General features: G+C 45.0%; 8 protein-coding genes. 3 read left to right on the forward strand and 5 right to left on the reverse strand.

Annotated elements, in window-relative coordinates; all coding sequences use genetic code 11:
• Positions 1-135: 135 nt before the first annotated feature.
• The 5 genes from NG833_RS11595 to NG833_RS11615 all read right to left on the reverse strand — a co-directional run bounded on the left by NG833_RS11595 (position 136) and on the right by NG833_RS11615 (position 7,844).
• Positions 136-2,004, reverse strand: a complete 1,869-nt coding sequence (locus NG833_RS11595) for a glycosyltransferase family 39 protein (RefSeq protein WP_254565448.1) — start codon at positions 2,002-2,004, stop codon at positions 136-138.
• Positions 2,005-2,158: 154 nt separating this feature from the next.
• Entirely contained in the window at positions 2,159-3,511 is a 1,353-nt protein-coding gene (locus NG833_RS11600) for a serine/threonine-protein kinase (protein WP_254565449.1), read from the reverse strand.
• Positions 3,512-3,788: 277 nt separating this feature from the next.
• On the reverse strand, positions 3,789-5,159 hold the full coding sequence (locus tag NG833_RS11605) for a serine/threonine-protein kinase (RefSeq protein WP_254565450.1): 1,371 nt from the start codon (positions 5,157-5,159) through the stop codon (positions 3,789-3,791).
• Positions 5,160-5,272: 113 nt separating this feature from the next.
• A complete protein-coding gene (locus tag NG833_RS11610) occupies positions 5,273-6,649 on the reverse strand; it encodes a serine/threonine-protein kinase (protein ID WP_254565451.1) in 1,377 nt (458 codons plus the stop codon).
• A gap of 127 nt (positions 6,650-6,776) precedes the next feature.
• The gene (locus NG833_RS11615) at positions 6,777-7,844 is read right to left on the reverse strand and encodes a DUF4349 domain-containing protein (RefSeq protein WP_254565452.1); all 1,068 of its coding nucleotides are present in this window, start codon (positions 7,842-7,844) and stop codon (positions 6,777-6,779) included.
• A 156-nt stretch (positions 7,845-8,000) separates the two neighbouring features.
• Between NG833_RS11615 and NG833_RS11620 the strand changes: the two genes are divergently transcribed.
• The 3 genes from NG833_RS11620 to NG833_RS11630 all read left to right on the forward strand — a co-directional run bounded on the left by NG833_RS11620 (position 8,001) and on the right by NG833_RS11630 (position 12,616).
• A complete protein-coding gene (locus tag NG833_RS11620) occupies positions 8,001-10,481 on the forward strand; it encodes an ATP-dependent helicase (protein WP_254565453.1) in 2,481 nt (826 codons plus the stop codon).
• 98 nt (positions 10,482-10,579) lie between these two features.
• Complete coding sequence (locus NG833_RS11625) at positions 10,580-11,632, forward strand: DNA cytosine methyltransferase (protein WP_254565454.1); 1,053 nt, start codon at positions 10,580-10,582, stop codon at positions 11,630-11,632.
• Between the two features lie 12 nt (positions 11,633-11,644).
• The gene (locus NG833_RS11630; RefSeq protein WP_254565455.1) at positions 11,645-12,616 is read left to right on the forward strand and encodes a BsuBI/PstI family type II restriction endonuclease; all 972 of its coding nucleotides are present in this window, start codon (positions 11,645-11,647) and stop codon (positions 12,614-12,616) included.
• Positions 12,617-12,850 lie beyond the last annotated feature (234 nt).

Raw genomic sequence — 12,850 nt, forward strand, 5'->3', positions numbered from 1 at the left:
CAACAAATAAATCATCCTTGCTTTGATGCGATCGCACCTAACAAGGCTCTTTTAGCCCGCGCAGGCGGGCTTTGTCCGTGTAGCCCCAGGCTTGAGCCTGCGGGTTTTTTGAAGGTTTTATTTTTTGGAGTTCCCTTACTTACAGCGATAAAGTTGATAGGGAATTCCTAACCGATAATACTGACTAGGGTCGAGAGTACAGAGGCGATCGCCTAACCCGAGTTGAGGGGGATATTCTCGCTGACGCAACCCCGGGGCCACAATCCATAAATTAACCGGAGAAGGCGGTAATCCTGAAACCGAACCTAGATTTTCCCAGACGGATTGATAACTAGGCGATCGGTTCATAAATGCCCAACCTGTCTCGGGTAAATCTCTAGTTCTGATTTTATCCAATTCTAGGGCAAAACTCAACCCCAATGCTACCTCTTGCATATTCTCATATCCCACCACCACCACTAACGGGACAGTCGGTTCTAAATTGAGCTGTTGCGCCACCCCTGCCGGATTATAAGGCTTTTGAAAGACCCAATTTGACACTACAAAAACACTACTGATTAGTCCTACAATTAGAAAAGCACCCGCACCCGCACCCGCACCCGCACCCGCACCCTGAAGGGTGGGGCTATACGGACGAAGCCCGCCTGCGCGGGCTAAGATAGAAAAGCGAGTTTTGGTCAGGGGATTTGGAGGTTTTATTATTAAACTTGCGCCTAATAACGCACAAATCCCCGGATAATAGATAAAGTGATAGCGCACTGCCGAAGTAATATCTTTGCCTAACCCATAAACAATCGTCAAATATTCTAATAAAACAATTGCCGTAAATAACAGCAAGCTCAACCCCGATAATCGGGTATTTTTGTTGTTGACAACTGCCTTGATTCGCGGAACAATAGAGAGCAAAAAATACCCGCACCAGAGCAGCATCAAAATTGCCGAAGGAATCACAATCCACAGGGGTTGATTTTCTACCGGAAATGCCACAATCATCACCACCCAACCGGCTAAGGTTTGAAAAATCGGGGTGACACTATCCACCCATGAAGGTTCAAAGGGTTTAAACCAATCGGTTTCGGGACGACTGAAATGATTGTGCAGGGTGGGTAACCAAGGTAAATACAACAACAACGGGAGTAAACTATAACCGCCCAAACTCAGCCAAGTTACGGTTTCTTGATAAGACTTACGGATCACCTTGATCTCTGTAGGGGCGATTCGCGAATCGCCCCCACTGATGCTATTCGAGGTCGAATCCATCAGTCCTGTTTGAGGCAATGCCGGGGGGGAGTTTTCCGGTAGTCCCAGCCTTCCTGGATGAAAAGATTTGCCCAAAATTAATGCCAAAATGGTCAATAATTCCGCAACCAAAGCTAACAGGAAAAAATAGTGGGTGTAGAGTCCTAATGTGTTAACAATTGCCCAACTGATTCCGACAACCGGGGAAAGTTTTTCTCGATGATGTAAATCTTTTTGAATTTGAATGAATCCCATTAGGGATAAAATAATTAACAGCATCGGCAGGGTATAATGCCGTGCCTCCTGAGACAGATAAACGGCAAAGGGAGAGACTGCCATCACTGCGGCACCCATGACCCCGGCTTTGTTTGAAAAGGCGATGCGATTTAATCCATACATGGCGGCGATCGCACCCACACCAAACAGGGCACAGAGCGATCGCACCTGCCATACCCAAGACCCCCGAACCCCACTCAACCACTCATGAGTTAAGCAAAAAAACAACGGGGGATGAGTCGATTCTGTTGCAACTGTTGCCGCAATTTGTCCACAACTTGCCGTCGAATTTAAGGTAAAAATATCGGCAAATTGTGCTAAAGGCAAAACTGCATCTAAGGGAATCTTGTCATAACTTTGCCCCAAACTAAATAACCCGGTGAGAATTTCATCTAACCAGACGGGTTTGGCCTCTAATTGGGCAAACCGCAGGACAGTACCCAGAATTAAGATAGCCGCTAAACTTAAATAAGGTCGATACCTGTGCATTTTTCAAAAATTGTCAAATTAATTCAGATCTATAGCAATCCTATCTCAGTTGTGGAAGACGATGGCGGCCCCCAGCCGTCGGCGGCCCAGAACGGGAGAGGGGAGCAAGAAATGTTACAAATCCTGACGGATTGCTATAGTACCTATTTTAGTCTTAGCAATCAATGAATTTAGGTTTTCCGATAAAATCCGCAATTTCTGTGACAAGCCACTCTCGTTCTGCTGCGGTTAGTACCGACCCAAAATGGTAACTATTGACTCCGACTTCTAAGGAACAATTCATGACTTTATATTTTCTATTCATACCATTTACTTGGCTTACTTCCACCCGATAAATATCGTCAATATTACCCTGAATGGTTCTTTTTGTCCCCAAAAAGAACCAGGAAATTTCAAATTTATCGCCATGAAAATTTAGGGTGCTGTACACCAACATATTCCGCAGGGTCACGCTCAGGTATGCTAGACCCACCAACAAAAAAGGGACATGAAACAAGAGCAAGGACAAGTTACCACTAAAAAGAGTTGACAGAGTTGAAGGTATTAAAATCCTGAACCAAACAAGTAAAAATACCAAGTTAAAGATATAATTGAATTGTACCTTAGGCCGGGGGATTTTTACCTTGAGTTGCCTGTGAGTTTTTTCCAGAACAACGCGACTGCCCACAGGTTGAAGATTACCGGGCGATCGCGGCACAATTCGTTCCCGTTTTCCCTGCAATAAGGCTAATGCTTCTGTGGCAGATGTCAAGCGGTCTTCAATGACGGGTTCTAATAAATTTTCAAACCAATCGGCAAACTCTGGAGTAATTTTTACATAAGGGCGAAAATCAATTTTCATCCGGTTTTCGGGAAAATCTGCTGGGTGTTTATGGGTTAATAAAAACAACAACGTAGCACCCAATCCATATAAATCTGTCGCCGGTTTTGCTTGTCCCCGAAACTGTTCCGGGGCCATATAGCCATAAGTCCCAACGATGGTACTGCCGCTGGTGATGGTATGGCGATAGGTATCTTGAACGGCACCAAAATCTACTAAAAATACCTTGCCATCGGACTGACGAATAATATTTTGCGGTTTAAGATCGCGATGGACAACAGGAGGGGTGAGTTGATGCAAATACACGAGAATGTCTAAGAGTTGTTTGGCAATCTCTCTTACCTCCAATTCCGTAGGACGCCATCCGCTGGCTACCCAGTCTTGCAACGATTGACCTGGGGCAATTTCTTGGACGATATAAAAGCTGCGATCGCCCTCTTGATCCAGTTGAAAATAATCCAGATAGTTGGGAATTGCCGGATGATTTAGTTGTGCTAAAACCTTGCCTTCCCGTTCAAAGAGTTCTAGGGCTTTCCAATCTTTCAACTGCCGCAGGGATAAGACTTTAATTGCGACTTGTTGGCCGATATTTAAGTCATCGGCAGCATAAGTCGTGGCAATTCCTCCTTGTCCCAAGGTGTTCAGAATACGATAGCGATCGTTGATGATATCTCCAGGTTGGTGCATGAGTTTTCGCCTATCTTTCTTCTCGGCTGGTTTCTGATTTAAGGACGAATCGGGTTAATCCCTCTTCCAGACTAGGATGGCAACAGATGCGATCGCTACAGCGATCTCGCCAACTCTTGGCCACTCTATCCCTTGCCTACGGATGAATGTTGGATTTGTCTTATTTGGACCGATTCATTTTATTCTAACCTATCGGAGGAATTTGTTGCCATCATTGTTGCCTTGCCGCACCGAAGAGCAGGCCCCGATCCAATGGATTTAGGTTCGTTCTATATTTTTATCGTTTGATTAAGTGAGGTTTTCCCAGAAAAGTAGCAATTTCCATTGCGATCCACTCTCGTTCTGCCTGAGTCAGTCCCGAACCAAAGCGGTAAGTTTTAAATCTCATTTGTAAGGCACAGGTGATAATAGTGTAACCTTGTATAGAAAACAGGGTGGGAAATACTTGCACACTAGAAATATCATGGATATTTCCCTGAATTTCCCGTTGAATCCCTAAAAAATTCCACTTTAAATAAAATTTAGTTTCACGAAACTCTAAGGTAACCCTCCCAAACTGATTTAACAAAAAATCACCTAATAACTTAATTTCCAACAACAACACAAAAAATAGTAATACAAGAAGTGTTGGAGATTTACTTGCGGCCAATAAGATGAGCGGCAAGAAGGAAATGTTCAAAATTGCAACAATTAAAATCAAAGCTAAAGCGGGTAATTTCCATCCTAAAAAGGGAATTTTTACCTCTAGTTTCCCAGAAGTAATTTTGATGGAAACGCGACTTCCGGCCAGGTGATGATGATTAGTGGCTCGCGGAGCAATTATTTGTTTTTTTGCCTTGGGCATTGCTTTTTGTGCCTTTAAAACAGTTAAGGCTTCCGCAGCAGAGGTCAAGCGATTTTCAACCAGCGGTTCTAACAAGCGATCTAACCAATCTGCCAGTTCCGGAGAAATATTGACAGAAGAACGAAAATCAATTTTGAGTCTTGTTTCTGGAAAATCTGCTGGGGTTTTGTGGGTTAATAAAAATAACAAAGTTGCCCCTAAACCATATAAATCTGTGGCGGGTTCGGCTTGTCCGCGAAACTGTTCTGGGGCCATATATCCATAAGTACCAACTACGGTACTCCCGCTCGTCATAGTATGACGATAAGTATCTTTAACCGCACCAAAATCGATTAACAAAATCTTACCCTCAGACTGCCGAATAATATTAGGCGGTTTGATATCTCGATGAATTACTGGGGGAGTCATTTGATGCAAATACATCAGAATTTTTAAGAGTTGTTCGCCTATCTCTCTGACTTCAAGTTCCGTGGGATGCCATCCGCTTTCTACCCAATCTTGCAAGGATTTACCCGGGACGATTTCTTGGACGATATAAAAGCGGCGATCGTCGTCTGTATCTAGTTGAAAGTAGTCCAGATAGTTGGGAATACCCGGATGATTTAATTGCGAGAGTACCTTCCCTTCTCGCTCAAAAAGTTCCAGGGATTTCCAGTCTTTTAATCGCCGTAGAGACAGGGCTTTAATGGCTACATCTTGCCCCGTATCTAAGTTCTGAGCAGCATAAGTTGTCGCAATTCCTCCTGTTCCCAAGGGGTGCAGAATCCGATAACGGTCCTTGATAATTTCTTCGGGTTGATGCATGATTTTTTATTTTCACTCCTAAAGGATGGCTACATTCCAGGTGATAACCTATCTCAAAAACTAGGGCAAGAAATCCGGTTTGGGGTTGCTTTTAGACCCAATACACCAATGGATTAGGTATCAATAACTTTGGGTTTTCCGATAAAATTTGAAATTTCTGTAACTAACCATTCTTTTTCTGCTTGATTCAGATTATACCCAAAATGGCAAGATTTAACTCCAACTTGTAAAACACAGCTTATGATAAAACGGTACTTTACCTTGGTGTTTTTGTTTTTAATTCGTATTTTCTTTTTGCGGACTTCCACTCTAAAAATATCCTGAATGTTCCCCTGGACTTTTCGGCTTAATCCCAAAAAAATCCAGGATATTTTAAACTGATTACCCTGAAAATTTAGTTGAGTGGAAACCAAACAATCAACGAATTTAGGACCAAAGAATCCACTACTTAAAACACAAAATAAAAACCCAGCCAGGAAAAACCACGCAATTTCAGAATTGACAGGACTCACAATAGGCACTAATACCCTGCTCCCTACTAAAATAGCGAAGAAGAGAAAAAATAAACTTATAAAAGCTTTTGATGGATTGGGAGGGATTGTTATGGATAGTTTATTCTGTTTTTTTTGCAGAAGGACTTTACTGTTAATAGGTTGTGGATTACTGAGCGATCGCGCCGCAATAATTTCTCGGTGTGAATGCAATAGTTCTAAGGCTTCCCTTGCAGATTTAAAGCGATCTTCAATCAAAGGTTCGAGCAATCCCTCTAACCAATCTGCCAACTCTGGAGAAATTTCAATATAAGGACGAAAGTCAATTTTTAGCTGTTTTTCTGGCAAATCTGCCGGTGATTGATGGCTTAACAAAAACAATAAAGTTGCACCTAAACCATATAAATCTGTAGCGGGTTCAGATTTTCCTCGAAACTGTTCCGGTGGCATATATCCATAAGTGCCAACCATTGTCCCACCCCGGCTTAGAGTATGACAATAGGTGTCTTGCACTGCACCAAAATCCACTAAAAACACCTTACCATTAGAGTCACGAATAATATTCTGAGGTTTGATATCTCGATGAACGACCGGGGGGTTAAGTTGATGCAGATATCCCAGGATTTCTAAAACTTGTTCAGCAATGTCTCTGACCTCCATTTCCCTCGAATCCCATCCGCTTTCTACTAATTCTTGTAAGGATTTGCCCGGGGCAATTTCCTGGACAATACAGAAGGAGCGATCGTCGTTAGTATCCAGTTGGAAATAATCCAAATAATTGGGAATGGCTGGATGATTTAATTGAGACAGAATCTTGGCTTCCCGCTCAAAAAGTTCTAAGGCTTTCCAATCGGTTAACTCCCGCAAGGATAAAATTTTAATCGCCACATTTTGTCCGATATCTAGGTCTTCTGCGGCATAAGTCGTGGCAATTCCTCCTTGTCCCAAAGTGTTCAGAATCCGATAGCGTTCCTTGATGACCTCTCCGGGTTGATGCATGAGTATGCCCCTGATTTTGGTTTATTCTGTTGTCTGATGCCAGGGAGAATCGGGTTAATCCCGCTTGGCAAGAGAGGCGGTCAGTCCAGCAGCAATGCCATAGACTTTTCGCCTCTCTACCCCTGGCCTAATGATTGATATTCGCTTCGTCTGGTTTGGATGACTTGATTCTATTATAACCTAAAAAGGCTACCCCGGCAAATAACAGGAGAAATGGACTAAATGCCAGCAAATATAGGGTGATTTTGAGCAGTCCAACGGTCACATCCCCTAGGGCTTCCGTGGCATTTCCCCAGGTTTTTTGCAGTTCTTTTCCGATAGATTTTTGGGGAAGTTCTGCGGCGGAAACGGGGTATTCTAGGTTTAAATACAAAGTGGAATAGGCGACTTTGGTCCGTAAATTGGCCTGGACTGCATCGAGGCGTTCGATTTGTTCACGAATGTTACCGAGTTCTCGGGCGGCATTGAGGACATCTCCCACGGAACCGGAACGTTCCATGATTTTTAAGACCATTTCTTCTTGTTTGCGGAGATTTTTTAACCGCGCATCGTTATCAATTAGTTGGGCGGAAACATCTTCGGCAGTAATGGAACGATTGATGACGGTACCGAGTTCTGCGATCGCATTAATGGTATTTTCTAACTGTTGCTGAGGAACGCGCAACTGCATCGAAACGATATGGCGCGTATTTTGCGATCGCGGTTTATTGTCTTCAAATTGCAACAAATCCCCTTGTTTTTGCTTAATAATCTGATTAACTGCTGCAATTTGCTCCTCGATCGCCTCGACTTCCATCGTCATTGAAGCAGTTTTAATCAATTGCGGTGCCGCTTGAGGAATCTCTCCTGACCCTTGTGCAACTTCCGCAACCATTCCCTGAGCACGTCCCATTTCATTGGCAACTGCATCGGATTGAGGCATCGGTGCCGATGAGGGGACCATGCCTTGCTGGGCGACAAGGGACTCGTTCATCATCTCTTGTGAAGTGGGAACGGCACCACAACTGGCGATCGCACCCATCAAAATCAACATCGGCAGTAAAATCGGGGTTCGAGACCCAATTCGGCTATTTAACCCCGATTTTATAATAGAGTAGCCCGCGCAGGCGGGCTTTGTCCGTATAGCTCCACCCTTGAGGGTGCGAGTTAAATCGGTCTGAGAAGCATTGGCGATCGCGTGGGGATAAGGTTTCATCAGAGTTCTCCTGGAATAGCGAGAGTGTCAAATCAAGGCCCGTTGCCGGGTTAGTCCTACCCTAACCTTACGAGTCGGGAAGTGGAGAATCTGCTACAAAAATTGAAACGGAAATTGAAACCGAGGCGATCGCTCCCAGAAAACGATAAACTCATAATGACTGCCCGTTGTCGTCCTTGTCTCCGGTTTAACCTCACTATGTCGAATGATTTTTATAACAATTTACCTACATCGGTTGTTCAACCCGTAACCCCACTTGCTCAAAAACGCCGGGAGGCCGAACAACGCATCCGCAATGGATTACGACCGGGACAACAGCAAATGGCGGATTGGCAAGGCGGTCCCTTGGCTGTCTCTGCGGTCCCGGGTGCCGGAAAATCCAAGGGAATGGCGGATGCAGCAGCATTGGCGATCGCTCGTTTTAAACTGCATTATCGTCATCATCTGGTTGTCGTCACCTTCACCCGTTCTGCTGCGGCGAATTTGAAATTAAAAATTCGCGCCGCATTGAAAGAACTGGCGATGCCACAAATGGGATTTACCGTCAATACTTTACATGGATTAGCCCTGGCGATCGCCTCCCAGCATCCGGAATTATCGGGTTTGGACCTAGAACAAATGACATTGGTCACCCCCAACCAAAGTAATCGCTTAATCATCCAAAGTGTAGAACGCTGGATTGCGGCTAATCCCCAGCGGTATCAACTTTTAATCGAAGGTTGTCAATTTGATGGGGAGGAAACGGAACGCTTGCGCCGTCAATCTGTCTTACGCACGGATGTGCTGCCGCAACTCGCCCAGACTGCTATTCATGAAGCCAAATCTTCGGGATTGTTACCGAAAGATTTATGGCAAATTGGGATGGAATCCGAGGGACAAATTCCTGATGATCCGTATGGCATTCTGGCGATCGCCGCTGGATTATATGAACAGTACGAGACCTTGATGCGATCGCGGCTGTTTATCGATTACGATGACATGATTCTTTCTGCCTTGCGCGTTTTGGAAAATCAGAGTGCCTGTTATCTCTGGCAAAAACAAGTCTTTGCGGTATTTGAAGACGAGGCCCAAGATTCCTCTCCCTTACAAACCCAATTGTTAGAGATTTTAGCCCGCAAGTGCGACGACCCCGATGCACCGCCTAATTTAATTCGAGTCGGCGACCCTAATCAAGCGATTAATTCTACCTTTACTCCCGCTGACCCGATCTATTTTCGCCGATTTTGTGAAGCTTGCGATCGCGATCATCTCCTGGCAACAATGGACCGCGCCGGACGTAGTACCCGAATTATCATCAATGCGGCTAATTTTGTTTTAAGTTGGGTGAATCGTCATTACGCACAGCAACATCAACTCATCCCGGAGATAGAATACAGTCGTCCTTCGGCCAAGTTACCGTTTCGCCTGCAAAATATTCGGACTGTAGAAAGCGGCGACCCCCAACCCGATGCGAATCCGCCTCACACCGGAGGGGGATTGGAGATGTACCAACCTCGGGATATTTATCATACGATTGAACTGATTGCGCGCAGGGCGGTGCAGTTATTTAGTGAGACGACAGAGGAGCGATCGGCAGCCATCTTGGTCCGGGAAAACCGCCAAGGGCGATTTATCCAAGAGGTGATGAGCAATCCCCATTTATATGGGATTCAATGTGAGTTGGCTAAACATGACATCGAAGTGTTTGATGTATCCGCCAGCGATCGCCGGTCTCAAGTTCCCTCAGAAATGCTGGCTTTGCTGCAATTCCTCGATCGCCCTCATTCCCCCGACTATTTAAAAACCGTTTTGCGCGTATTAGTCGATCGCAACTTAATCCCCTCCCAAGACTTAAACGCCCTCACTAGCTTACCGGAACAATTTCTCTACCCCGGTCCATTAGAACCCCCGCAACCCCCAGCGGTATTGCAAGCCAGACGGTTCTGTGCCAGCTTGCTCACCGCACGAATCGAACTCCCCTTGTATCAACTGATTTCCTTCCTCGCCTTAGCCTTACATTATGACGCCTCGGAACTGGCAACTGCCGACAAATTGGGCGATCGCTTGGCCCAACAAACCGCCGGAAATCCCTCCATGAGCGGTATTCTCACCGTCCTCAACGAAATCGTCACCTCAGAACGGTTTGAACCTGTTGATACAGAAGATAACGCCGAGAAAATTTATACACGAGCGCGACAACTCACCATTGTCACCATGCACAAAGCCAAAGGACTGGATTGGGATTATGTCTTCATCCCCTTCCTCCATGAAAACATGATTCCCGGCAGCTTCTGGGTTCCCCCACCGGCACAATTCCTCGGAGAATACACCCTATCCGAAGTCGCCCGCGCCCAAATTCGCGCGCACCTCCACCACCAAAGCGCACCCCAATCCTGGGACAGCGAACCCTTCCAGTTCCCCTCCATCGCCGACTCCTGGAAACAAGCCGAAGACCTCAAAGTTGCTGAAGAGTACCGCTTACTCTATGTTGCCATGACTCGCGCCAAACGATTGTTATGGATTTCTGCGGCCAAACAAGCCCCCTTTACCTGGAGTAAACCCGCCAATTTACAAGACAGAGCACCCTGTCCCGTTTTGCCTGCTTTAATGGAAGCCTACCCCGATGAAGTGGTGGAGTTATCGGATAGTGATTTTTAACAATTCTTTGGTTGAGCGATAGAAATTTCTCGGTTTTCATCCACAGAATTCTGGTAAAATTAGAGATGGCTATCTCATCCCATTCTTGCCGATGATTCATGAAAAAAAGTCATAACATCCCTTACTTAGACTTCCTGAATACCGAACTGAAAATGCCTTCCCATGCACCGGATCAACCGTTAGTCCTTGATTTATTTGCGGGATGTGGGGGATTTGCATTAGGATTTGAAGCCGCCGGATTTAGAACCATTGGGTATGAAATGGACCCGGATGCTTGTCTCACCTATCGGCAAAATCTTAACGCTCCTTGTCACCAGGTGATGCTAACCCCTGAAACCGAATTAGTTCAAGGCGCAGCAGTGATTATAGGCGGTCCTCCCTGCCAACCTTTTAGCGTGGGTGGACATCAACGGGGAGTCAAAGACAGTCGAGATGGTTTTCCTGTTTTTATCAATGCGGTCCAACAACATCGACCGGCGATCGTCATTTTTGAAAACGTCCCAGGAATGCGATTTCGCAACAAAGCCTATTTTGAAGACATTATCAGCCGGTTAAAAGCCTTAGATTACATCGTTGAATGGGAAATCCTTACCGCCAGTGATTATGGCGTCCCCCAACGCCGCCAGAGACTCTTTTGTATCGCGCATCAAGGGGGATGGCGATGGCCGAAACCGACCCATCATTATCATCCCTACACCGCAGGAGAAGCCCTCGGGGAACTCGCATTCATGGCCCCGCCTCACGCCAAATTTCTGACTCCCAGTATGGATGAATATATTAGGAAATATGAAAAAGCTTCTAAATGTGTCAACCCTAGAGACTTGCATTTAGATCGGCCCTCCCGAACCGTTACTTGCCGCAATTTGAGCGCACCTACTGGGGATATGCTCAGAATTCGCTTACCCGAAGGACGCCGACGCCGGTTAACCGTTCAAGAAGGCGCACGCCTGCAAAGTTTTCCCGATGGGTTTGAATTTCAAGGCAGTGAAGAAAGTCAATGCCAACAGATTGGAAATGCGGTTCCCCCCATTTTAGCCAAGGCATTAGCAGTAAGGGTGAAGGCGTATTTGGAAAATCTCGGAACAGTGGAATCAGAAAAATGCCATCAGGTTGAGGAACCAATCCAGCTCTCTTTTAATTTCATAACGTAGGATATTTTTGCCATGCCTGAACCCAACATTTTTTTTGATGATCAAGCTATCCAAAAGAAAACTGAAGCCGCAAAAGTGATACTTAAATCCCTAGGTCTTCCTAGGGATCAGCAAAATGAGCGTTCTGCTCTGACTTTACTCGCTCTACTCGACTTAAAGCCAGAGAGCAAATGGTCTAATGCGAGTAGTCCCTTACTAGGAATTACTCCAATCATGGAATTTATAGCAAAATATTATGGAAAGATTTATAAGCCTAATACCCGGGAAACAATTCGCCGCCAAACAATTCATCAATTTGTAGAAGCTGGAATAGTGATCCTTAATCCCGATCACATTTTTCGACCTCCAAATAGTCCAAAAACTGTTTATAAAATTGAAGAAGATACATTAAATTTACTTCGTTCGTATGATTCTAATGAATGGAATGAGAGCCTCGAACTCTACCTTTCATCGGCCCAAACTCTATCCAAACGTTATGCCCAGGAACGAGACATGGCACAAATTGCTGTACAGACAGATTCAGGAGATACATTTTTTTTATCTCCTGGTGGACAAAATTTATTAATCAAAAAAATTATTGATGAATTTTGCTCCCGATTTACTCCTGGTGGGAGATTGATATATGTAGGGGATGCTGCGGATAAATGGGTTTACTTTAAGTCAGAGATTTTTAACCAATTGGGAATAACCGTAAATCCTCACGGCAAAATGCCTGATGTTGTTGTTTATCATGTTCAAAAAAATTGGCTTTTACTTATTGAAGCAGTGACCAGTCATGGGCCAATCAATCCCAAGCGTAGGAATGAACTTGAAATATTATTTAAGGATTCAACAGCAGGTCTGGTATTTGTTACTTGTTTTTTAAATCGACAGGATTTGGCAAAATACATCCATGAAATTTCTTGGGAAACAGAGATATGGGTTGCTGAATCTCCTACGCATATGATCCACTTTAATGGAGAGCGTTTCTTGGGACCTTATTGATATAAAGATTCCCACAGTTAGGAGGTACATTCTTTATTCTCGATCTGGACGCCACCGATCGCAGTAGTTGGAATAGGAGTCACATCTTGCATGGTTTGATTCAGTATCGCTGGATCTGGAAGTTCTGGGTTTGTGGTGGCGATCGCCCCTCAAATCATCCCCTCAACCGAAGTTCCTCCGGTTGAGGGACCGTATTGCGCGAGGGACGACCCAACCCATACCGGAGAAACCGCC

This window comes from Oscillatoria sp. HE19RPO (assembly GCF_024220515.1).
GTDB lineage: Bacteria > Cyanobacteriota > Cyanobacteriia > Cyanobacteriales > Laspinemataceae > Laspinema.

Coding starts and splice junctions, on each gene's coding strand:
- NG833_RS11595 (WP_254565448.1), bottom strand. CDS start 2,004: ATGCACAGGTATCGACCTTATTTAAGTTTAGCGGCTATCTTAATTCTG.
- NG833_RS11605 (WP_254565450.1), bottom strand. CDS start 5,159: ATGCATCAACCCGAAGAAATTATCAAGGACCGTTATCGGATTCTGCAC.
- NG833_RS11620 (WP_254565453.1), top strand. CDS start 8,001: ATGACTGCCCGTTGTCGTCCTTGTCTCCGGTTTAACCTCACTATGTCG.
- NG833_RS11600 (WP_254565449.1), bottom strand. CDS start 3,511: ATGCACCAACCTGGAGATATCATCAACGATCGCTATCGTATTCTGAAC.
- NG833_RS11615 (WP_254565452.1), bottom strand. CDS start 7,844: ATGAAACCTTATCCCCACGCGATCGCCAATGCTTCTCAGACCGATTTA.
- NG833_RS11625 (WP_254565454.1), top strand. CDS start 10,580: ATGAAAAAAAGTCATAACATCCCTTACTTAGACTTCCTGAATACCGAA.
- NG833_RS11630 (WP_254565455.1), top strand. CDS start 11,645: ATGCCTGAACCCAACATTTTTTTTGATGATCAAGCTATCCAAAAGAAA.
- NG833_RS11610 (WP_254565451.1), bottom strand. CDS start 6,649: ATGCATCAACCCGGAGAGGTCATCAAGGAACGCTATCGGATTCTGAAC.